This window comes from Streptomyces sp. RK62 (assembly GCF_018070255.1).
GTDB classification, from domain to species: Bacteria; Actinomycetota; Actinomycetes; order Streptomycetales; family Streptomycetaceae; genus Streptomyces; species Streptomyces nigra.
In genome coordinates this window covers 193,479-216,269 of the sequence record NZ_JAGPYD010000017.1, presented here as the reverse complement: position 1 = coordinate 216,269, position 22,791 = coordinate 193,479, and the positions used below count along the sequence as shown (strand labels likewise).

At 72.6% G+C, this 22,791-nt stretch carries 17 protein-coding genes; 14 read left to right on the top strand and 3 right to left on the bottom strand.

The annotated features are described in order from the left end of the window. The first annotated feature begins 121 nt into the window (after positions 1-121). The 3 genes from recN to KBY32_RS29890 all read left to right on the top strand — a co-directional run bounded on the left by recN (position 122) and on the right by KBY32_RS29890 (position 4,124). Positions 122-1,840 (top strand): DNA repair protein RecN, encoded by a 1,719-nt coding sequence (recN, locus tag KBY32_RS29900; RefSeq protein ID WP_055622737.1) that lies wholly within the window; start codon positions 122-124, stop codon positions 1,838-1,840. A 49-nt stretch (positions 1,841-1,889) separates the two neighbouring features. Beyond that, complete coding sequence (locus KBY32_RS29895; protein ID WP_210982296.1) at positions 1,890-2,654, top strand: hypothetical protein; 765 nt, start codon at positions 1,890-1,892, stop codon at positions 2,652-2,654. Between the two features lie 333 nt (positions 2,655-2,987). Then, the gene (locus KBY32_RS29890; protein WP_210982295.1) at positions 2,988-4,124 is read left to right on the top strand and encodes a glycosyltransferase family 4 protein; all 1,137 of its coding nucleotides are present in this window, start codon (positions 2,988-2,990) and stop codon (positions 4,122-4,124) included. Positions 4,125-4,134: 10 nt separating this feature from the next. Here the strand turns inward: KBY32_RS29890 and KBY32_RS29885 are convergent, their stop codons facing one another. The 3 genes from KBY32_RS29885 to KBY32_RS29875 all read right to left on the bottom strand — a co-directional run bounded on the left by KBY32_RS29885 (position 4,135) and on the right by KBY32_RS29875 (position 9,292). Continuing rightward, on the bottom strand, positions 4,135-5,814 hold the full coding sequence (locus KBY32_RS29885) for a PucR family transcriptional regulator (protein ID WP_115506229.1): 1,680 nt from the start codon (positions 5,812-5,814) through the stop codon (positions 4,135-4,137). A gap of 65 nt (positions 5,815-5,879) precedes the next feature. Next, on the bottom strand, positions 5,880-7,259 hold the full coding sequence (locus KBY32_RS29880; RefSeq protein WP_210982294.1) for an FAD-binding oxidoreductase: 1,380 nt from the start codon (positions 7,257-7,259) through the stop codon (positions 5,880-5,882). 230 nt (positions 7,260-7,489) lie between these two features. Beyond that, complete coding sequence (locus KBY32_RS29875) at positions 7,490-9,292, bottom strand: glycoside hydrolase family 15 protein (protein WP_115506231.1); 1,803 nt, start codon at positions 9,290-9,292, stop codon at positions 7,490-7,492. A gap of 511 nt (positions 9,293-9,803) precedes the next feature. On the opposite strand from KBY32_RS29875, the gene KBY32_RS29870 reads away from it, so the two are divergent. The 11 genes from KBY32_RS29870 to KBY32_RS29820 all read left to right on the top strand — a co-directional run bounded on the left by KBY32_RS29870 (position 9,804) and on the right by KBY32_RS29820 (position 22,790). Then, positions 9,804-11,471: a CTP synthase gene (locus tag KBY32_RS29870; protein WP_055622743.1), complete on the top strand. Its 1,668-nt coding sequence runs from the start codon at positions 9,804-9,806 to the stop codon at positions 11,469-11,471. Between the two features lie 83 nt (positions 11,472-11,554). Beyond that, positions 11,555-12,181: an NUDIX hydrolase gene (locus KBY32_RS29865; protein WP_210982293.1), complete on the top strand. Its 627-nt coding sequence runs from the start codon at positions 11,555-11,557 to the stop codon at positions 12,179-12,181. 185 nt (positions 12,182-12,366) lie between these two features. Then, complete coding sequence (locus KBY32_RS29860) at positions 12,367-14,490, top strand: tetratricopeptide repeat protein (protein WP_210982292.1); 2,124 nt, start codon at positions 12,367-12,369, stop codon at positions 14,488-14,490. A gap of 134 nt (positions 14,491-14,624) precedes the next feature. Beyond that, positions 14,625-15,749 carry an alanine dehydrogenase gene (gene ald / locus KBY32_RS29855; RefSeq protein ID WP_210982291.1) on the top strand — a complete coding sequence of 375 codons (1,125 nt, stop codon included), beginning with the start codon at positions 14,625-14,627 and terminating at the stop codon, positions 15,747-15,749. Between the two features lie 399 nt (positions 15,750-16,148). Then, on the top strand, positions 16,149-17,285 hold the full coding sequence (locus KBY32_RS29850; protein WP_079033693.1) for a ParA family protein: 1,137 nt from the start codon (positions 16,149-16,151) through the stop codon (positions 17,283-17,285). Further along, a complete protein-coding gene (locus KBY32_RS29845) occupies positions 17,270-17,860 on the top strand; it encodes a hypothetical protein (protein WP_115506235.1) in 591 nt (196 codons plus the stop codon). The genes KBY32_RS29850 and KBY32_RS29845 overlap by 16 nt, the downstream gene beginning before the upstream one ends. Positions 17,861-17,878: 18 nt before the next feature. Next, entirely contained in the window at positions 17,879-18,967 is a 1,089-nt protein-coding gene (locus KBY32_RS29840; protein WP_210982290.1) for a ScpA family protein, read from the top strand. Further along, positions 18,964-19,614: an SMC-Scp complex subunit ScpB gene (scpB, locus tag KBY32_RS29835; protein WP_115506237.1), complete on the top strand. Its 651-nt coding sequence runs from the start codon at positions 18,964-18,966 to the stop codon at positions 19,612-19,614. The genes KBY32_RS29840 and scpB overlap by 4 nt, the downstream gene beginning before the upstream one ends. Next, positions 19,614-20,729, top strand: a complete 1,116-nt coding sequence (locus KBY32_RS29830) for a pseudouridine synthase (RefSeq protein WP_055622749.1) — start codon at positions 19,614-19,616, stop codon at positions 20,727-20,729. Before scpB ends, KBY32_RS29830 begins: the two co-directional genes overlap by 1 nt. A gap of 295 nt (positions 20,730-21,024) precedes the next feature. Beyond that, positions 21,025-21,771: an NUDIX domain-containing protein gene (locus KBY32_RS29825; RefSeq protein WP_210982289.1), complete on the top strand. Its 747-nt coding sequence runs from the start codon at positions 21,025-21,027 to the stop codon at positions 21,769-21,771. Next, on the top strand, positions 21,768-22,790 hold the full coding sequence (locus KBY32_RS29820) for an ADP-ribosylglycohydrolase family protein (protein ID WP_210982288.1): 1,023 nt from the start codon (positions 21,768-21,770) through the stop codon (positions 22,788-22,790). The genes KBY32_RS29825 and KBY32_RS29820 overlap by 4 nt, the downstream gene beginning before the upstream one ends. The last annotated feature ends 1 nt before the right edge of the window (position 22,791 follow it).

Below are 22,791 nucleotides of genomic sequence, written 5' to 3'. Positions count from 1 at the left end.
CCGCCCGGGTGACAAGGTGGGGTCCGTACCCATTCGTCACCTGGACCTTCACAGGACTGGGACCGGGGCCCGTCGCATCCCCGGCCCCGGACCTCGTAAGGTCGTGTCCGTGTTGGAGGAGATGCGGATACGGTCGCTCGGAGTCATCGACGACGCGGTGGTCGAGCTGTCGCCCGGATTCACCGCCGTCACGGGTGAGACGGGCGCCGGCAAGACCATGGTCGTCACGAGCCTCGGGCTGCTGCTCGGCGGGCGCGCCGACGCGGCGCTGGTGCGGATCGGGGCCGAGAAGGCGGTCGTGGAGGGACGGATCACCGTTCCCCCGGACGCGTCGGCCGCCGTACGGGCCGAGGAGGCGGGCGCCGAGCTCGACGACGGCGCGCTGCTCATCAGCCGTACCGTTTCCGCCGAAGGGCGGTCCCGTGCGCACCTCGGGGGGCGCAGCGTCCCCGTGGGGATGCTGGCCGAGCTCGCCGACGAGCTGGTGGCCGTCCACGGGCAGACCGACCAGCAGGGCCTGCTGAAGCTGACCCGGCAGCGTCAGGCGCTCGACCGGTACGCCGGGGACGCCGTCGCGGTGCCGCTCGCCAAGTACGGCGAGGCCTACCGGCGGCTGCGGGCGGTGGCCACCGAGCTGGAGGAGATCGTCACGCGCGCGCGTGAGCGCGCCCAGGAGGCCGATCTGCTGCGGTTCGGGCTCGACGAGATCGCGGCGGTCGAACCGCGCGCCGGTGAGGACGTCGAGCTCGCCGAGGAGGCCGAGCGGCTCGGGCACGCCGAGGCGCTGTCGTCGGCCGCCACCGCCGCGCACGCCGCTCTGGCGGGCAATCCGGAGGACCCCGAGGGCATCGACGCGGCGACGCTCGTCGCGGGCGCCCAGCGGGCCCTGGACGCCGTCCGCTCGCACGACCCGGCGCTGTCCGCGCTGGCGGACCGGATCGGGGAGATCGGCATCCTGCTCGGCGATGTCGCCGGGGAGCTGGCCGGTTACGCCGACGATCTGGACGCCGACCCGCTACGGCTGGCGGCCGTCGAGGAGCGCCGGGCCGCGCTGACCGGCCTCACCCGCAAGTACGGCGCGGACGTCGCCGCCGTGCTCGCCTGGGCCGAGGAGAGCGGCCGGCGGCTGACCGAGCTGGACGGCGACGACGAGCGCATCGAGGAGCTGACCGCCGAGCGGGACGCCCTCCGCGCCGAGCTGGGCGGACTCGCCCAGGCCCTGACCGACGCGCGCACGGAGGCCGCGGAGCGGTTCGCGGCGGCCGTGACCGCCGAACTCGCCTCGCTCGCGATGCCGCACGCGCGCGTGTCGTTCGCCATCCGGCAGACCGAGGACCCGGAGGGCGTGGAGGTCGGCGGACGCACCGTCGCCTACGGTCCGTCCGGCGCCGACGAGGTCGAGCTGCTGCTCGCCCCGCACCCCGGGGCGCCGCCGCGTCCGATCGCCAAGGGCGCCTCCGGCGGTGAGCTCTCTCGCGTGATGCTCGCCGTCGAGGTGGTCTTCGCCGGGACCGATCCGGTGCCGACGTATCTCTTCGACGAGGTCGACGCGGGCGTCGGCGGCAAGGCGGCCGTGGAGATCGGCCGCCGGCTCGCCCGGCTGGCCAAGTCGGCCCAGGTGGTCGTCGTGACCCATCTGCCGCAGGTCGCCGCGTTCGCCGACCGGCAGCTGCTGGTGGAGAAGACCAACGACGGGTCCGTCACCCGGTCCGGTGTGAAGGTTTTGGAAGGCGAGGAGCGCATCAAGGAGCTGTCCCGGATGCTCGCCGGCCAGGAGGACTCCGAGACGGCCCGGGCGCACGCCGAGGAACTGCTGGAGACGGCCCGCGCGGACGGATAGCGGGTCCGGTGGCGGGGGCGTTGTCAGTGGGGCCGCCTAGGCTTGCCGCATGATCGAACGCTCCGGCCGGATCCCCGCCTTCGCCCTCGCCGCGGCCCTCACCCGTGCCGCGGGGAGCGTGCTGCGCGCCAAGTCCCCCGGCGGGCCGAGGCTGTGGGGGCGGAAGAACTACGCGGGCCGGGCCGTGACGCTGCACGCCGGGCCCGCCTGCGCGCTCGCCGCCGCGCTCGGGACCGCGCGCGTGTCGCCCGCCGCCGGGTTCGCCGTGGCCGCGGCCGGGGCGTGCGGGGCGTACGACGACATCGCGGGGGCCGGCGATCCCCGCCGGGGCTTCCGGGCCCATCTGTCGGCCCTGCGGGACGGCGAAGTCACCAGCGGCCTCGTCAAGTTGGCCGGGATATCGGCGGCCGGGCTCGTCGCGGGCGCCTTCCTGAAGGAGCGGCCGCTGGACCGGCTGCTCGCGGGCGTGGTCGTCGCGGGAGCCGCGCACGCCGTGAACCTGGTCGACGTACGGCCGGGGCGGGCCGCTCTCGGGGTGCTCGCGCTGGGCGCGCCCGGGCTGCTGCGCCCCGGTCCGGGGGCGCGGATCGCCGCCGGTGCCATGGGGGCCGCGGCTGCGGTGCTCCCCGACGACCTGGGGGAGCGGGCGATGATCGGTGACACCGGTGCCCACGCGCTGGGCGCGGCCCTGGGCGCCGCCGTCGTCGCGGGCAACGGCCGGGCCGGACTGGCCGTCCACGCCGCCGCCGTGGTCGCGGCGGCCGTGTACGGCGACAAGGTCAGCGCCGTCGCGCGAGGTGCGAACCTGGTCTGAGATGGCGTCGGCGACGGGCCGGCGCGCGGCGGGGCGCGGGGGCGTGATCGCGGGCGAGAGCCGATCCGGCGCATGGGATCACGCCGAGTGTCGAAAAGTGCGCCACGCGCGCGTGTTCGTGGACCGTGCGCCACTCGCCTCACTCGTGCAGGTGACCCACCGCGCCGCGTTGCCCGGCCGCCGCCCTCCCACCGTTCCCGGAACGGCCCCGCGTCCTGGCATCCTTGGCGTAAACATGTCGTACGCGTAGGGATTCAGGCGGTACACCCCCTCCGCCCGATCCTTCTGTACGTTCTTCGTGACTGCCCGACCCGAAGCAGGAGACCCGGCCACGTGACCCCCGTGAGCAGCCACTCACCGCACGGCCAGCCGTCGCTGCGCACCGTGCAGGTACTGGGCGGTGGCAACGCCGGCAGTAGCGCGCATGTGCGATCGCTGTCCTCGGGGCTGGTCGCGCGGGGCGTGCGGGTCACCGTATGCGCCCCCCTGGAAGCCGATCACCTCTACGACTTCAAGGGCGCGGGCGCCGAGCATGTGCACGTGCCCCGCAGCAGCGATCCCGCCTCGGTGGCCGCCCTGCGGGCCGCGTGCGCCGACGCCGACCTGGTGCACGCGCACGGGCTGCACGCGTCGTTCCGCAGCGTCCTCGCGCTGAGCGGCCGGCGCACCCCGCTCGTCGTCACCTGGCACGACCGGGCCCACGCCGAGGGCGCCCGGGCCCATCTCGTCCGGCTGCTGGAGCGACGGGTCGTCAGAAACGCGTCCGTCGTGCTCGGCACCACCTCCGCCCTGGTCGACCGGGCCCGCCGCACCGGAGCGCGGGACGCGCGGCTCGCCGCGGTCGCCCCGCCCCGGCCGCGCCGCACCCCCGAGCACGACGACCCGGACCGGCTCACCGGCAAGGCCCGCGCCGAACTCGGCGCCACCGGAAGCCCGTTGCTGATCGCGGTCGGCGCCCTCGAACGGCACCGCGGGTACGACGTGCTGCTGGACGCCGCACGGGCCTGGCGCGCCCTCGATCCCGCGCCGCTGGTCGTGATCGCGGGGGAGGGGCCGCTGCGGGCCGAACTCCAGCGGCGGATCGAGGACGAGGCGCTGCCCGTACGTCTCATCGGGCGCCGCGACGACGTCACCGATCTGCTCGCCGCCGCCGATGTCGCGCTGCTGCCGAGCCGGTGGGAGGCGCGCTCCGTCCTCGCCCAGGAGGCCCTGCACGCGCGCGTGCCGCTCGTCGCCACCGAGACCGGCGGTGTGCCCGAACTCGTCGGCGACGCCGCCGAACTCGTCCCGTACGGCGACTCCGGAGCCCTCGCCGACGCCGTCGTACGGCTCCTCGGCGATCCCGCGCGGCGCGACCTGCTCAGGGAGCGCGGGGTGCGGCAGGCCGCCACCTGGCCGACCGAGGACGAGACGGTGGCCCAGGTGCTCAGCGTCTACGACGAGTTGACGCAGCCCCGGCCCATGATCTGAGCCCCGGCCCTTACGGCACGTATCGCCGGGCCCGCAGCGCCAGGCTCAACGCCAGGACCGTCTGCGGGTCGTCGAGGTCCGTGCCGAGCAACTCCCCGATCCGGGCGAGGCGGTTGTAGAGGGTCTGCCGGTTCAGATGCAGTTCACGGGCCGTCTCCGCCTTGCGGCCCGCATGCGCCAAGTACGTCTCCAAGGTGGGCAGCAGAGGCGGCCGGGAGCGGTCGTCGTGCGCGCGGAGCGGGCCGATCGCCCGGTCCACGAACGCCGCCAGACCGGGATGGTCGCGCAGCCGCCACAGCAACAGGTCGATGTCCAGCCGCCGGGCGTCGTACCAGGGCACGTCCGGCAGCCCATGGGCGGCCGTCGCCGTCTCCGCCGCGTGCCGCAGGGACACCGCGGCCGCCGCCCAGCCGCCCGCCTCCCCGACCACCACGACCGGCGGCGGGGTGCCCGGGCGCAGCATCCCGGCCCGCTCCGCGCCCGCCCGCAGCGCCGCCGCGACCCGGTCGGCCACGGCCGACCGCTCCGACTCCGCGCGCAGCCCCAGCAGCAGCGGCACCCGGCCCTCCACCGGCCGTACGCCCAGCAGCACCGGCACCCCGACCGAGGCCAGCTCCTCACCGACCGCGCGGGCCAGCACCGCCCAGCCGCCGCCGCTCTCGACCCCGCCGGGGCGGGACGTGCCGCCGTGCCCGGTCAGTGTGTCGCCGAGCCGCATCACCACCGGCAGCAGCGGACCGGACCCCGGTTTGAAGCCCAGTACCCGGGCCTGCGCAGGGGCGTCCTCCGGGCCGACCCGGCCCTCCGCCAGGTCGGTCAGGAAGTCGCCGCGCCCCCGGGCGGCCAGCTCCTCCTCCTGGCGGGCCTGCATCAGCACCACGGCCAGGATGCCCGCGGCCCGCTCGGCGGCGATCCGGTGCACCGGCGCCAGTGGCCCGCGCACCGGGAGCAGGGCCAGCCGGGCCCGCACCGAGCCCGTGCCCGCGCCACCGCCGGGGACGTCCACGAGCACCGACCCGGCGGGCGGCGGCGCCTCCTTGTGCTGGCCGCGCAGCCCCTCCCACACCTGGAGCGGATCCGTGCCCTCGGGCCCGGCGCCCGCCGCGTACAGCAGCCTGCCGTCCGGTGTCTCCAGGAAGACCGGGTTCCCGGCGAAGTCGGCCAGGATGGCCAGGACCTGAGGCACCCCGCCCCCGCCGAGGAGTGCCTCCGTGCACCGGCGGTGCACCTCCTCCGCCCGCTGCAGCAGCGCGTAGTGCCCGTTGACGATCTCGGTGTGGATCTCCTCGGTGACCGTGACGAACGGCACCTCGCGATGGAGCTGGACCAGCGGCAGCCCCGCCGCGCGCGCCGTGTCGACCAGCGCGGCGGGCAGCCGGGTGAAGCGCGCGCCCAGCTCCACCACCAGGGCGGCGATGCCCCGGTCGGCGAGGGTGCGCACGAACGCCCGCTGGTCGGCGGGCCGGGTGCCGAGGCCGTAGCCGGTCGTCAGCAGCAGTTCGCCGCCCTTGAGCAGTGAGGCGATGTTGGGCACCTCGCCCGCGTGGACCCAGCGCACCGTGCGGCCCAGCCGGTCGCCGCCCGCGAGGACCTCGGGCAGCCCGCTGCGCAGTCCGGGCAGCTCCAGGGCCCGGCGCACGGTGATCCCGGCGCTGTGGGTGTCGAACGCGCTGTCCCTGCGGCTGTCCATAGCCGGACGCTACCCGCGGGCACGCCCCCGCGGCACATCCGCACCCACGGTGACCGGCCCGCCCGTCACGCGGGCGCGATGTTGTGGTTGAAGCGGAACACGTTGTCCGGGTCGTAGCGGCGTTTGAGCGCGGCGAGCCGCCGGGTGTTCTCAGCGCCCAGCCCGGCCTCCACCCGGTCCGCGCCCTCGTCCCCGATGAAATTGAGGTAGACGGCGCCCGTGCTGTACGGCCGCGCGCCGGCGCGCACGTCCCGCACCCACTGGATACAGCGCTCGTCGTCCGCCGGGTCCTCCCAGATGGCGAACGGGTGCACCGCCCAGGGCGCGTCCCGGTAGGGCACCGGGTACTCGTGGGGGCCCGCCGCGATCGCCCCGCCCTGCGGGAACAGCACATGGATGGTGCCGCCCGGCGGCAGGGCCTCGCCGCCCGCGCAGAACACGTCCAGATACTCGTCGGGAGCGCCCGTCAGATACTCGGCGGACCAGTAGTTCCGCATCCCCGGCGGATCGTCGATCATGCACTGGACGTCGGCGTACGGCATCGCGCCGACGAGCTCCGACTCGTGCGGCAGCGCAAGGAGCGGCTCGGCCAGCTTGCGCAGATCCTCCTCGGGCCCGGCGTACGTGAGCAGCGCCGCGCACAGCAGCGAGCCCACCAGGTGCGGCGGCACGAATTCCTCGGGCGGGCCGGCGAGATACAGCACGCCTCCGCTCGCCTCGTCCGGGCCGGTTTCGATCAGCTCGCGGTAGGTGCGGGCCGCCTCGCGGCCGTGCTCCGGCAGATACAGCAGCAGTGCGATCGAGAAGTCGGGCAGGGGGTGCAGCTTCAGGGTCAGCCCGGTCGCGACGCCGAAGTTGCCGCCGCCGCCGTGCAGGCCCCAGAACAGCTCCGGGTTCTCGTCGGCGCTCGCATGGACCCGCTCGCCGTCGGCGGTGACGAGTTCCACGCCGAGCAGATTGTCGACGGCCAGCCCGAAGCGGCGGTCCAGCCAGCCGGTGCCGCCGCCGAGGACGAAGCCGCCGACCCCGGTGGTGGAGGCCCGGCCGCCCGTCGTGGCCAGGCCGTACGGCTGACAGGCCCGGTCCAGGTCGCTCATCGTGGCACCGCCCGCGATCCGTACCGCCTCGGCGGCGGGGTCCAAGGACACCGCGCGCATGTGCCGCAGATCGATGACGAGCCCGTTGTCGTTGACGGCCGAGCCGGCGACGCTGTGCCCGCCGCCGCGCACCGCGATGTTCAGGTCGAGGTCCCTGCCGAACCGCACGGCCCGCACCACGTCGTCCTCGTCCACACACTGGGCGATGACGGCGGGCCGCTTGTCGATCATGGCGTTGAAGACGGCGCGGGCCTCGTCGTAGCCCGCGTCCGAAGGGGCGAACACGTCGCCGACCAGTTCCTCGCGCAACGCGGCGAGGGCCGCGCCCGCCTTCGATGGGGAGGCCATGAGGCGCCCCCTTCCGTGCAGAGGGCTGATGGTCTCAGCTTAAGGGCTGTCCCGTGATTCCCGGCGGGCGCGCGACGACGGCTACGGCACCTCGCCGCGTTGTCGGGCCGTCCGCATACATCCAGTATGCGGACGGCCCTCCGCCTTGCGATGCACCCATCCGACGCCGCGCGCTGATCCACCGGGAACTACGGGACAGCCCTTAGGCAGGCGCGGGCCGTCCTTCCTGTTCAGCCGCCGTACGCCCCGGACGCCGTCAGACGCAGCGCCGTGTCGATCAGCGGGACGTGGCTGAAGGCCTGCGGGAAGTTGCCGACCTGGCGCTGGCGGACCGGGTCCCACTCCTCGGCGAGCAGACCGAGGTCGTTGCGCAGCGACAGCAGCTTCTCGAACAGCTTGCGGGCCTCGTCGACGCGGCCGATCATCGCCAGGTCGTCCGCCATCCAGAACGAGCAGGCCAGGAAGGCGCCCTCGTCGCCGGGGAGACCGTCGACGCCCTCGTCCTCGCCCTCCGTGGGGTAGCGCAGGATGAAGCCGTCCGACGTGGACAGCTCGCGCTGGATCGCCTCGACGGTGCCGATGACCCGCTTGTCGTCCGGCGGCAGAAAGCCCACCTGCGGGATCAGCAGCAGGGAGGCGTCCAGCTCCTTCGAGCCGTACGACTGCGTGAACGTGTTGCGCTCCTTGTCGTAGCCCTTCTCGCACACGTCCCGGTGGATCTCGTCGCGCAGCTCCTTCCAGCGCTCCAGCGGGCCGTCCGCGTCACCGGACTCGATGAGCTTGATCGTCCGGTCCACGGCGACCCAGGCCATCACCTTGGAGTGCACGAAGTGGCGGCGCGGGCCGCGCACCTCCCAGATGCCCTCGTCCGGCTCGTCCCAGTGGTCCTCGAGGTAGCGGATCAGCTTCAGCTGGAGCAGGGAGGCGTAGTCGTTGCGGGCGAGACCCGTCATGTGCGCCAGGTGCAGGGCCTCGGTGACCTCGCCGTACACGTCGAGCTGGAGCTGGTGCGCCGCGCCGTTGCCGACCCGCACCGGGGCGGAGTTCTCGTAGCCCGGCAGCCAGTCCAGCTCGGCCTCGCCGAGCTCGCGCTCACCGGCGATGCCGTACATGATCTGCAGGTTCTCCGGGTCGCCGGCGACCGCCCTGAGCAGCCACTCGCGCCAGGCGCGGGCCTCCTCGCGGTAGCCGGTGCGCAGCAGCGACGACAGCGTGATCGCCGCGTCCCGCAGCCAGGTGTAGCGGTAGTCCCAGTTGCGGACGCCGCCGATGTCCTCGGGCAGGGAGGTCGTCGGCGCGGCGACGATGCCGCCGGTCGGGGCGTACGTCAGGGCCTTGAGGGTGATCAGGGAGCGGATGACCGCCTCCCGGTAGGGCCCGTGGTACGTACAGTGCTCGACCCACTCGCGCCAGAAGTCCTCCGTGGCCTCCAGCGACTGCTCCGGCTCGGGGAGGGCCGGCGGCTGCTTGTGCGAGGGCTCCCAGGAGATCGTGAACGCGATCCGCTCGCCCGGCGAGACCGTGAAGTCCGAGTACGTGGTCAGCGACTTGCCGTAGGTCTCGGCGTCCGTGTCGAACCACACGGAGTCCGGGCCGGCGACGGCGACCGTACGCCCTTCGTGCTTGTGCACCCACGGCACCACCCGGCCGTACGAGAAGCGCATCCGCAGGGTCGAGCGCATCGGCACCCGGCCGGAGACGCCCTCCACGATCCGGATGAGCTGGGGCGCGCCGTCACGCGGGGGCATGAAGTCGATCACCCGGACCGTGCCGCGCGGGGTGTCCCACTCGGATTCCAGGATCAGGGAGTCGCCCCGGTAGCCGCGCCGGGCCGCCGTGGGCGGCTCGGAGTCAGCGGCGTGCGCCGGTCCGAGCCGCCAGAAGCCGTGCTCCTCGGTGCCCAGCAGGCCGGCGAAGATGGCGTGCGAGTCGAAGCGGGGCAGGCACAGCCAGTCGACTGTGCCGTCCCGGCAGACCAGCGCGGCGGTCTGCATGTCTCCGATGAGTGCGTAGTCTTCGATGCGCCCGGCCACGTGCAACTCCAGTCGAACGGCCACGTCACCCCCTCTTTTCGTACTCACTCGTACGACAAGGGGGCTCTCGCTAGTGCGGTCAAGGGGTGGTTGTAAATCGGGGTTGAGCGGTGAAGCAAAGCAGTCGCTCCGGCCATGAGGCAAAACGGTGGGGACTGCTCGGCGATCTCTGCTCAACGAACTGACGAGCTCTCGTTGTTCCGGTGCTTACGGGCGAGGGGTGGTGCCGTATTGCCGGCCGGGCTCGGCAGCGAATGTCCGAGCAGGATACGACGCACGTAGATGATCTGCGTGCCGCTCCGGGCAACCCGGGTCGGCCGAACGGGTGAGCAATGGGTGACCGGCCGGTGGGGGGCCGGTGAAGTGTGCTCATGCGTGCCGGAGCGTACGCGGAGCGTGGCCGGAAGCCATCGGTCCCGGTCGCTGATACCCTGGTAGCCCGTGGACCGGTGGGCGTGAAGACCCCCGAACCGCACTTCAAGATCGCGACCACGGGAGCCCCCTCTTGGCCATGCCGCCCGCTGCTTTCCGAACCAACGCAGCCACGACGACCAAGCACATCTTCGTCACCGGGGGTGTCGCCTCCTCGCTCGGCAAGGGCCTGACGGCCTCCAGCCTCGGCATGCTCCTGAAGGCGCGCGGTCTTCGCGTCGTCATGCAGAAGCTCGACCCGTACCTCAATGTCGACCCTGGCACGATGAACCCCTTCCAGCACGGTGAGGTGTTCGTCACCAACGACGGAGCCGAGACCGACCTGGACATCGGCCACTACGAGCGCTTCCTCGACCGTGACCTGGACGGATCGGCCAACGTCACCACCGGCCAGGTCTACTCCACGGTCATCGCCAAGGAGCGGCGCGGCGAGTACCTCGGCGACACCGTCCAGGTCATCCCGCACATCACCAACGAGATCAAGCACCGCATCCGCCGGATGGCGACCGACGAGGTCGACGTCGTCATCACGGAGGTCGGCGGCACGGTCGGCGACATCGAGTCGCTGCCGTTCCTGGAGACCGTCCGCCAGGTCCGGCACGAGGTCGGCCGTGACAACGTCTTCGTCGTCCACATCTCGCTCCTGCCGTACATCGGCCCCTCCGGGGAGCTGAAGACGAAGCCGACCCAGCACTCGGTTGCGGCCCTGCGCAACATTGGTATCCAGCCAGACGCGATCGTGCTGCGCTGCGACCGTGAGGTCCCCACCGCGATCAAGCGGAAGATCTCGCTGATGTGCGACGTCGACGAGGCGGCCGTGGTGGCCTGCCCCGACGCGCGGTCCATCTACGACATCCCGAAGACGGTGCACGGCGAGGGCCTGGACGCCTATGTCGTCCGAAAGCTCGACCTGCCGTTCCGCGACGTGGACTGGACGACCTGGGACGATCTGCTCGACCGCGTCCACAACCCGGACCACGAGGTCACCCTCGCGCTGGTCGGCAAGTACATCGACCTGCCCGACGCCTATCTCTCGGTCACCGAGGCGCTGCGCGCGGGCGGCTTCGCCAACAAGGCCCGCGTCAAGATCAAGTGGGTCACCTCCGACGACTGCAAGACGCCGGCCGGCGCCGCGGCCCAGCTCGGTGACGTCGACGGCATCTGCATCCCGGGCGGCTTCGGCGAGCGCGGGGTGAACGGCAAGGTCGGCGCGATCAAGTACGCCCGCGAGCACAAGATCCCGCTGCTGGGCCTGTGCCTGGGCCTGCAGTGCATCGTGGTCGAGGCGGCCCGCAACCTGGCCGACATCTCCGACGCCAACTCCACCGAGTTCGACCCGGCCACCTCCCACCCGGTCATCTCCACGATGGCCGAGCAGATGGACATCGTCGCCGGCGACGGCGACATGGGCGGCACGATGCGGCTCGGCATGTACCCGGCCAAGCTGGCGGAGGGCTCCATCGTGCGCGAGGTGTACGACGGCAAGGAGTACGTCGAGGAGCGGCACCGTCACCGGTACGAGGTGAACAACGCCTACCGGGCCGAGCTGGAGAAGAAGGCGGGCATCCTGTTCTCCGGCACCTCGCCCGACGGCAAGCTCGTCGAGTACGTGGAGTACCCGCGCGAGACGCACCCCTACCTGGTGGCCACGCAGGCCCACCCGGAGCTGCGGTCGCGCCCCACGCGCCCGCACCCCCTGTTCGCCGGGCTGGTGAAGGCCGCGGTCGAGCGGAAGATTTCGAAGTAACACGAGAGTTGTACGGTGGCCGGGGCGCAAACCTTCAACGGTGGGCGCCCCGGTTTTCCTTTGCGCACGTGGAAGGGCAGGGCATGACGATCAAGGACACCCCCGAGGAGTGGGAGGTGCGGGCGACCGCGACCCCCTTCGTGGGCAACAAGACCTCCGTCCGCACGGACGACGTGGTCATGCCGGACGGCTCGGTGGTGCGGCGCGACTACCAGGTCCACCCCGGCTCGGTCGCCGTGCTCGCCCTGGACGACGAGGACCGCGTCCTGCTCATCAAGCAGTACCGCCACCCCGTCCGCCACAAGCTGTGGGAGATCCCGGCCGGCCTGCTCGACGTCCCCGGCGAGAACCCGCTGCACGCCGCCCAGCGCGAGCTGTACGAGGAGGCGCACGTCAAGGCGGAGGACTGGCGGGTCCTGACCGACGTCTACACCACCCCCGGCGGGTGCGACGAGGCCGTACGGATCTTCCTCGCCCGGGAGCTGTCCGAGGCGGAGGGCGAGCGGTTCCTGGTGGAGGACGAGGAGGCCGACATGGAGCACGCGCGGGTGCCGGTCGACGACCTGGTCCGGCGCGTCCTCGCGGGGGACGTGCACAACAACTGCCTCGTCGTGGGGGTGCTGTCGCTGGCGGCCGCGCGCGCCGGCGACGGGCTCGACGCGCTGCGCCCGGCGGAGGCGCCCTGGCCCGCGCGGCCCTTCACGTCCTGAGGGAGCACTCACTCCTCCGACGGAGCCTCCTCGGCGGTGTGAAGATCGGCTGATCCGATCGGGGGATGTCCCCGCCGTGCCCGCCGCACTCCGCCCGGAACGTACCAGAGCGTCAACTAGGCTCTGAGCACGCCCGAACCGGAGTCCCGGCGGGCTTGCGCGTGCGTGGGACGGGAGTGTGGCCCGTGACGGACCAGGTGGTGGACACAGGCGGCGTGCGGACGTCGGCCCGGACCCCCGACGGCAGTCAATTCCTGGGCCGCACCCGCGAGTTGAAGGAGCTGCGCGCGGACATCGAGCGCGCCGGCCTCGACACCCTCTCCGGCCGCAAGGCGCCCCGCGCGCGTGTGCTGCTCATCGCCGGACGCCCCGGCTCCGGGCGTACGGCACTCGCCGAGGAACTGGCCCGCCAGGTCGGCGACCGCTACCCCGACGGGGTGCTCCGCGCCCGGCTCAGCGAACCCGACGGCACCCCCGTCCCCGTCGCGCGCACCGCCCGCGATCTGCTCACCGACCTCGACGTGCCCGCTCCGCCCGGAGCCGCCGAGGACGATCTGGCGGCGGCCCTGCGCGAGGCGCTGGCCGACCGCCGGGTCCTGCTGCTGCTCGACGACGCCGCCGACGCCGAGCAGGTGGACGCCCTGCTTCCGGACACCCCCGAGTGCCTGGCCGTCGTCGTCTCCGGCGGGCCGCTGACCGGGATCTCGGACGTCAGACCCTGCACGCTCGGCGGCCTCGACACCAAGTCGGCCGTGGAACTGCTCACCCGGCTCTCCGGGGCCGTGCGCATCACCGTCGACCCGAGGGCCGCCGAAGGGCTCGTCGAGGTGTGCCAGGGGCAGCCCGCCGCGCTGACCCTGGCCGGCGGCTGGCTCGCCGCCCGCCCCAAGTCCGCCGTCTCCGACCTGGCCAAACAGCTGCGGGCGGAGGGCGAGGAGGGCACCGCGCTCGGCCGGTTGCTGCGCCTCGTCCACGCCTCGCTGCCCGCCCCCGCCGCCCGGATGCTCCGCCTGCTGACGCTCGCCCCCGCGGGACTCGTCGACCCGCACGGCGCCTCCGCCCTCGCCGGCTGCTCGGTCGACGGCGCCCACACCACCCTGGACGACCTGGCCGCCCTCGGTCTGCTGCACCGTCTCGACTCGCCGCTGCCGCAGTACCGCGTCCCGGGCTGTCTGCACCCGCTTCTGAAGGCCCTCAGCGAGACCCAGGACCGGCCCGCCGAGGTCCAGCTCGCCCGCGCCCGGATGCTGGAGCGGACCGTACGGCTGCTGCAGTCCTGCCGGGCCATCACCGAGACCGACAGCCCCGAGACCCGGCAGAAGCTCCTCGGCGTGCCCCGCGCCCTGCGCTTTCCGAACCCCAGGGCGGCCGCCGACTGGCTGCGGCTGCGCCGGCCCGCCCTGCTGGCGTCCGCCCGGGCCGCGGTCGCCGACGGGGAGCTGGACACCCTCGCCCGCCGGCTGATGTCGCAGCTGGTCAGAGCGATGGCCGCGCACTTCGGAACCCAGGCCGCCGCCGGGGACCTGTACGAGATCCACGGCCTCGTCCTGGACGTGGCCGAGCGCAGGAACCTTCCGCGGGAGAAGGCGGCGGCCCTGCTGAACCTCGGCGACCTGGACGCCCGCACCGGACGCACCCGTGCGGCGCTGGCGCGTTTCCGGGCAGCGCTGGACGCCGGACGGGAGGCGGACGACCCGTACGCGACCGGCCGCGCGATGGAATCCGTAGGCGGTGCCCATCTGGAGCTGGGGGACTACGACCGGGCCGCCGACTGGTTCGGCCGGGCCCTCGCCCAGCGGCTGGCCCGCGGAGAGCGCGCCGAGACCGCCCGGCTGTACGGCAGGACCGCCGAGGCGCACACCTACGCCGGCCGGTACGGCGAGGCCCAGCGCAACTGGCGGGCCGCGGTCGCCGTGCACCGCAAGAACGGCGACGTCGCAGGTCACGCGCGTGCCCTGAGTGAGCTGGCCCGGGTCCAGGAGTACGCGGGACGGCCCGAGGACTCGCTGCGCACCTGCCAGGAGGCGATCGAGGGGGCGCGCCGCGCGGAGGACGTACGGCTGCAGGGCGCGCTGTATCTGCGGCTCGCCGACACCCTGGACCGGCTGGGCGATCCGGCGGCCGCTGAGCTGCACCGGGGGGCCGCGCGGCGGATGCTGGTGGAGGAGACCGATGCGGCCGAGACGGCCGGGTCCGGGACCGCCTCCATCACCGGTCCGGGGACCGGTTCCGGGGCCGATGACAAGGCCATCGAGCCGGAACACGGCGGCAACGCCTGCGAAATCCGTAGCGCATCGAACGAAGATTGATGCAATGAAAGGCTAGACAGCGGGAACACCTTCATTAGACTGGCTCTGCCGCACCTTCTCCTGCGGTGTCTCCCGGTATGCCGCTGCATGCCTGGGATGTGTAGCAATGTTCCACACCCCCTGAGCCAAGGACCGTGATCGACGTGAAGGTCGGCATCCCCCGCGAGGTCAAGAACAACGAGTTCCGGGTGGCCATCACCCCCGCCGGCGTGCTCGAGCTGGTGCGCAACGGCCACCAGGTCGTCATCGAGCAGGGCGCCGGCCTCGGCTCGTCGATCCCGGACAGCGAGTACGTCGCCGCGGGCGCCCGGATCCTGCCCACCGCGGACGAGGTGTGGGCCACCGCCGACCTGCTGCTGAAGGTCAAGGAGCCCATCGCCGAGGAGTACCACCGCCTCCGCAAGGACCAGACGCTCTTCACCTACCTGCACCTGGCCGCGTCCAAGGAGTGCACGGACGCCCTCATCGAGTCCGGCACCACCGCGATCGCCTACGAGACGGTCGAGCTGCCCACCCGCGCGCTGCCGCTGCTCGCCCCCATGTCCGAGGTCGCGGGCCGCCTCGCCCCGCAGGTCGGCGCCTACCACCTGATGCGCGCCAACGGCGGCCGCGGTGTGCTGCCCGGCGGCGTCCCCGGCGTGCTCGCCGGCCGCGCCGTGGTCATCGGCGGCGGTGTCTCCGGCTGGAACGCCGCGCAGATCGCCATCGGCATGGGCTTCCACGTCACCCTGCTCGACAAGGACATCAACAAGCTGCGCGAGGCCGACAAGATCTTCGGCACGAAGATCCAGACGGTCGTCTCCAACGCCTTCGAGCTGGAGAAGGCCTGCCTGGAGGCCGACCTCGTCATCGGTGCCGTCCTCATCCCCGGCGCCAAGGCCCCGAAGCTGGTCACCAACGAGCTGGTCTCCCGCATGAAGCCCGGAAGTGTCCTTGTCGACATCGCGATCGACCAGGGCGGCTGCTTCGAGGACTCCCGCCCGACCACGCACGCCGAGCCGACCTTCCCGGTCCACAACTCGGTCTTCTACTGCGTCGCCAACATGCCCGGCGCGGTGCCCAACACCTCCACCTACGCGCTCACCAACGCCACGCTGCCGTACATCGTCGAGCTGGCCAACAAGGGCTGGGTCGAGGCGCTGCGCCGCGACCCCGCGCTGGCCAAGGGCCTCAACACGCATGACGGCAAGGTCGTTTACCGCGAGGTCGCCGAGGCGCACGGCCTGGAGCACGTGGAGCTGGAGTCGCTCCTCGGCTGAGCCGGACCGGCAAGTCACTTTCTGGTAAAGGCGATACGTCAACACAGGTCGTCAACCGCGCGCATCCAGCCGGACCTTGCTCGAAAAGGTCCGGCTGGATGTGTGTATGGTCACTTTGCGACGCTCGGTCAACTCGCCTCGAACGCAACCCTTCGACCGATTCGTACACCGGTGAAACCTGCTGTGCGACGGCCGTACGCCCTTGACAGCGCGATGTTTCATTGTCGACACATCTGCCCGGTCCGGTGGATTGTGTTGCTGCGGACCGCCGACACGCCATAGAGTCGCCAACCGTCGGCATGGTGCCACGCTGACCTGTCTAGAAGTTTCCTGGTCACCAAGGAGGTAAGACGACTTGTGAATGAGTCGACATTTTCTCCCGGGGGTGGTCAACCAGGAATGCCTGTACGGGGCCAGGGTCCCGCGGGATTCGAGGCTGTCGGCTCCGTCGCTGTCCGAACCTTCGCAGCCCACCAGAGCCAGACCAGCCCCCACACGGCTCTGACAGCAAACAAGAGCATGGATGGCCATCACGTGAACGCCATGGCCGGCGACGGAAGTGGCGCGCCCCGCAACCACTTCGCCGACTACGACGAACTGCCCGAAGGGCACTTCTACGACCCCGACGCGGAGTACGAGCCCGACCCCGAGTACGCGGCCACGCTCGCGCCCGACGCTGCCCGGCAGCGCCGCGAGCGCATCGGCCCGACCGGACGTCCGCTGCCGTACTTCCCGATCCCGGGTCCGCTGACCGACCACGGTCCCGCGAAGATCATCGCGATGTGCAACCAGAAGGGCGGCGTCGGCAAGACGACGTCGACCATCAACCTGGGTGCCGCACTCGCCGAATACGGTCGCCGCGTGCTGCTCGTGGACTTCGACCCGCAGGGCGCGCTGTCGGTCGGACTCGGCGTGAACCCGATGGAACTCGACCTCACGGTCTACAACCTGCTCATGGAGCGGGGCATGTCGGCCGACGAGGTCCTGCTGAAGACCGCGGTCCCCAACATGGACCTGCTGCCCAGCAACATCGACCTGTCGGCCGCCGAGGTCCAGCTCGTCAGCGAGGTCGCCCGGGAGTCCACGCTCCAGCGCGCCCTCAAGCCGCTGATGGACGACTACGACTTCATCGTCATCGACTGCCAGCCCTCGCTCGGCCTGCTCACGGTCAACGCCCTGACGGCCGCGCACAAGGTGATCGTGCCGCTGGAGTGCGAGTTCTTCGCGCTGCGCGGTGTGGCGCTGCTGACCGAGACGATCGAGAAGGTCCAGGAGCGGCTGAACCCGGAGCTGGAGCTCGACGGGATCCTCGCCACGATGTACGACTCGCGCACGGTCCACAGCCGTGAGGTCCTGGCGCGGGTGGTCGAGGCGTTCGACGACCACGTCTATCACACGGTCATCGGGCGCACGGTCCGCTTCCCGGAGACCACGGTCGCCGGTGAGCCGATCACCACGTACGCCTCCAACTCCGTCGGTGCCGCCGCCTATCGCCAGCTCGCCAGGGAGGTGCTCGCCCGGTGTCACGCCGAGTGAGTCTGCCGGGGGCCGACGAACTGTTCCGCACGACAGGGGGTATGGCGCTCCAGCCGTCCACTCCCCGGCGCCCGGCCAACGGCGAGGCCCGGGTGCCGGCTCCCGCGGGGGAGAGCGACGCCGCGGCCGCCGAGGACACTCCGCAGTCGGTGCCCGCACAGGGCGGCGACGGCGAGGGCGCCGAGCATGTGGCGGCCGACACCGAGCAGGCCGAGGCGGGGGAGTCCCGCAGCCGGTCCGCCTCCGGTGAGCGCTCGGCGCGACGCCAGGGGGCGCAGGAAGGTTCTGCCGGGTCCGCCGCGGCGGGCGGTACGGCCGCCGGCGGGTCGCGCAAGCGGGGGCGTGCCGCCGCACGCCGGCCCAGCGGCCGCGAACGGCACGACGAGAAGATCACCGTCTACGTCTCCGCCGAGGAGCTCATGGATCTGGAGCACGCGCGTCTGGTGCTCCGCGGTGAGCACGGGCTCGCCGTCGACCGCGGGCGGATCGTCCGCGAGGCGGTCGCCGTGGTCCTGGCCGATCTGGAGTCCCGGGGCGACGCCAGCATCCTCGTACGACGGCTCCGCGGGCGGTAGCGGTAGCCTGCGGGGGCCATGACCTCGAACGACGTTCCCGCCCCGCGCGCCGGCGCCCCCGCCGGCCGCCGGCGCGCGCTGGGCCGGGGACCGGGGGCGGCGCCGGTGGCTCCGCCGGAACCCGAACCGGCACCGGAGCCGACACCGGCACCGGATCGCGCGCCCGTCGAGCCGGAACCGGACCCGGGTGTCCCCGAGACCCCGGCAACCGCTTCGGTACCCGCGCCCGCGCCGACGCTCGCCGCACCTGAGCCCCCCGCCCCCCAGCGCGACCCCGACGTTGAGGCCGACACGGACGGTGTCTTCAAGGTCCGGCTCGCCAACTTCGAGGGCCCCTTCGATCTGCTTCTCCAGCTGATCTCCAAGCACAAGCTGGACGTCACCGAGGTCGCCCTGTCCAAGGTCACGGACGAGTTCATGGCGCACATCCGGGCCATGGGACCGGACTGGGACCTGGACGAGACGACCGAGTTCCTGGTGGTCGCCGCCACCCTCCTCGACCTCAAGGCGGCCCGGCTGCTCCCGGCCGCCGAGGTGGAGGACGAGGCCGACCTGGCGCTCCTGGAGGCGCGGGACCTGCTGTTCGCACGGCTCCTGCAGTACCGCGCGTACAAACAGATCGCCGACATCTTCAACGCCCGGCTCGACGACGAGGCGCGCCGCTACCCCCGTACCGTCGGACTGGAACCGCACCACGCCGAGCTGCTGCCCGAGGTCGTCATCAGCATCGGGGCGGAAGGATTCGCCAGGCTCGCGGTGAAGGCGATGCAGCCCAAGCCCAAGCCCCAGGTCTACGTCGAGCACATCCACGCCCCGCTGGTCAGCGTGCAGGAGCAGGCCGGCATCGTCGTCGCCCGGCTCAAGGAGCGCGGCGAGGCCAGCTTCCAGGAGCTGGTGGCGGACACCGAGGACACCCTCACGGTCGTGGCGCGCTTCCTGGCGCTGCTCGAGCTGTACCGCGAGAAGGCCGTGGTCCTCGACCAGGAGACGGCGCTCGGCGACCTCCTGGTGCGCTGGACCGGCGGTGACGGGGACGCGCAGCCGAGGGTGACCGACGAGTTCGACCGGCCGCCGGAGGCGCCCGAGCAGGAGGAGAAGAAGGCGTGAGCGAGACCACCGGGCTGCCCGCCGGGACGCGTGCCGTCGCGGACCTGGACCTCAAGCCCGCCCTGGAGGCCATGCTCATGGTCGTGGACGAGCCCGCGGCCGAGGAGCACCTCGCCAAGCTGCTGGAGCGGCCGCGGCGGCAGATCGCGGACGCGCTGCGGGAGCTCGCCGACGAGTACGCCGTGCAGGGGCGCGGCTTCGAGCTGCGGTTCGTCGCGGGCGGCTGGCGTTTCTACACCCGGCCCGAGTACGCGGCCGCCGTCGAGCGCCTGGTCCTGGACGGGCAGACGGCCCGGCTCACCCAGGCCGCCCTGGAGACCCTCGCGGTCGTCGCGTACCGCCAGCCGGTCAGCCGCAGCCGGGTCTCGGCCGTGCGCGGAGTGAACTGCGACGGCGTGATGCGGACCCTGCTGCAGCGCGGGCTGGTCGAGGAGGCGGGCGCGGAACCCGAAACAGGTGCGATCCTGTACAGGACGACGAACTACTTCCTGGAGCGGATGGGCCTGCGCGGCCTGGACGAGCTCCCGGAGCTCGCGCCCTTCCTCCCCGAGGCGGAGGCGATCGAGGCCGAGACACTGGAAGCGGTCCCGTCGTTCGATCCGGACGCCCCGGATTCCGAGGACGCAGACGACAAGACGGAACTTTGATGCGAAGCAGCAGCGGCAAAAACAGCAGCGGAAACAACGGCGGGAGCCGTGGTGGCAACAGCGGCGGCCGCGGCGGGAGCGGCGGTGGTCGCGGTAATCACCGCGGCGCCGGCAACAACCGCGACGACCGGCAGGGCGGTCGTCCGAAGAAGCCGCGCCCGGAGGAGCGGCGCTACGACGTAGGCCCGGGCGCCACCCAGGAGGGCCCCAAGTCGGGCCGTGGGCCCACGGCCCGCGGAGGCGCCAAGGGCGGGCCGAAGAAGCCCCTGCAGCGGGGACGCTCGGTCCCGGCCACGTCCCGCGAGTACGAGGCGCGTGCCGAGGAGCGCAACCGCGAGCGGTACGCGGGCAAGAAGGACGTCAAGCTGCCCAAGACGTTCCCGGGCGCCGAGCAGGAGGGCGAGCGGCTGCAGAAGGTGCTGGCGCGCGCCGGCTACGGCTCGCGGCGCTCCTGCGAGGAGCTGATCGAGCAGGCACGGGTCGAGGTCAACGGCGAGATCGTCCTCGAGCAGGGCCTGCGCGTGGACCCCGAGAAGGACGAGATCAAGGTCGACGGGCTGACCGTCGCCACACAGTCGTACCAGTTCTTCTCGCTCAACAAGCCCGCCGGTGTCGTCTCCACGATGGAGGACCCCGAGGGCCGTCAGTGCCTCGGCGACTACGTCACCAACCGGGAGACCCGGCTCTTCCATGTCGGGCGGCTCGACACCGAGACCGAGGGCGTGATCCTGCTCACCAACCACGGTGAGCTGGCGCACCGCCTCACCCACCCCAAGTACGGCGTGCGCAAGACGTACCTCGCGCACATCGTCGGCCCGATCCCGCGCGACCTGGGCAAGCAGCTCAAGGACGGCATCCAGCTGGAGGACGGCTACGCGCGCGCCGACCACTTCCGGGTCGTCGAGCAGACCGGCAAGAACTACCTCGTCGAGGTCACCCTGCACGAGGGCCGCAAGCACATCGTGCGCCGCATGCTGGCCGAGGCCGGGTTCCCGGTCGACAAGCTGGTGCGGGTCGCCTTCGGGCCGATCACCCTCGGCGACCAGAAGTCGGGCTGGCTGCGCCGGCTGTCGAACACCGAGGTCGGCATGCTGATGAAGGAAGTCGATCTGTAGGTCGATCCGTAAGTCGACTTGTGCGCACGCGGGCGTGCGTGCACACCGGCCGGTTCGGGGACTCCCCGGGCCGGCCGGTGTGTTTTCCGCGCCCAGCGCGTCTGTGGCGGCCCGGGAGGGAGTGGAGTCCCCTGGGGGCGCGTGAAGCCTCGGAGGGCCCCAGAGGGGCGCCTGAGGGCCGTGCCGGGGGACTTGCGGCGGGCCGGTGGGCCCTTGGGGGTTGCGGAATCACACGCCGCGCCTTTATGGTCAGAGTGACTAATAGTCGTACTGACCATTAAGGGGGTGGCCCGGTATGCCCGGACCCACGGTGCCCGACGGGTACGACCGGCACGCGTACGAACCCTTCGCCGTCACCGCCGACCTCGCCGTCCTCACCCTCCGCGACAGCGCCCTGCACGTGCTGCTCGTCGAGCGCGGACAGGAGCCGTACCGGGGCCACTGGGCCCTGCCCGGCGGCTTCGTGCAGCCCGACGAGTCCGCCGAGACGGCCGCCCGGCGCGAACTCGCCGAGGAGACCGGCCTGTCGGACGTCAGCGGTCTGCACCTCGAGCAGCTGCGCACCTACAGCGAGCCGGACCGCGACCCCCGGATGCGGGTCGTCACCGTCGCCTTCACCGCCCTGCTGCCCGACCCGCCCGAACCGCAGGGCGGCAGCGACGCCGCACAGGCCCGCTGGGTGCCGTACGACCGGGCCCGGCCGCTCGCCTTCGACCACGACCGGATCCTGGCCGACGCCCACGAACGGATCTGCGCCCAGCTGGAGAACTCCGGTCTCGCCACCGCCTTCTGCCCGCCCGAGTTCACGCTCGGCGAGCTCCAGCAGGTCTACGAGGCGGTGTGGGGGACCTCCCTGGACCGGCCCAATTTCCGGCGCAAGGTGCTCGGCACGCCCGGCTTCGTCGAGCCCGTCCCCGGCGCGGCCCGGCTCACCGGCGGCCGGGGCAAACCGGCCGCGCTGTACCGCGCCGGCACCGCCGCCACCCTCCACCCGCCCCTGCTCAGGCCCACCCCGGACACCCCGGAAGGACGCCCCGCATGACCGCCACCACCGTCCGCAAGCGTGCCGCCACCGGCTCCCTGCTCGGCCTCGCCCTCGGGGACGCCCTCGGCGTCCCGACGGAGTTCAACGACGTGCCGTCGATCCTCGCCAAGTGCGGGCCGTGGCGCGAGATGGCGCTGCCGAAGCCCGCGATCGTCACCGACGACACCCAGATGACCCTGGCCCTGGGGAAGGGGCTGCGGACGGCGATGGACCGGGGCCCGCTCGGACCCGAGCGGCTGGAGCGGCCCGTGCGCGAGGAGTTCGTGGACTGGTACAGGTCGCCCGAGAACAACCGGGCGCCCGGCCGGACCTGCCTGGTCGCCTGCGATCTGCTCGAGGACGAGCGCAGGCCCTGGCAGGACGCCTCCCAGATCGGCTCCAAGGGCTGCGGCGCCAACATGCGCGTCGCCCCCCTCGGTCTCGTCCCCGGGCTCGACGACGAACAGCGCGCCGGCGCCGCCCAGTTGCAGTCCGGGCTCACCCACGGGCACCCCACCGCGCTCGCCGCGTCCGACCTGACCGCGCACGCCGTGCACCTCCTCGCGCGCGGCGCCGACCCGGCCGGACTGGTCGGGCTGCTGCGGTCGTACGCCTACGACAACCGCACCCGCTACCACGAGCGCTGGCTCGGCGACCTGTGGACCCGCTCCCAGGACCCCTCGCCCGAGCACTTCATCGCACGCGGCTGGGACGAGTGCCTGGCCGTGCTGGAGCGGCTCAAGGAGGCCGTGCGGTCCGTGTCGCCGGAGACCGACCCGTGTCTGGCCACCGGTGAGGGCTGGATCGCCGAGGAGGCCCTGGCCACCGGGCTGCTGTGCTTCCTGTGGTTCGTCGACGAGCCGCTGACCGCGCTGCGCCGGGCCGCCTGCACCGCGGGGGACTCGGACTCGATCGCCTGCCTGGCCGGGGCGTTCGCGGGCGCCCACCTCGGCGCCGACGCCTGGCCCGCCGACTGGGCCGACCGCATCGAGTACCGGGGCGACCTGCTCGCCCTCGGAGCGCTCTGGGACGCTTGAC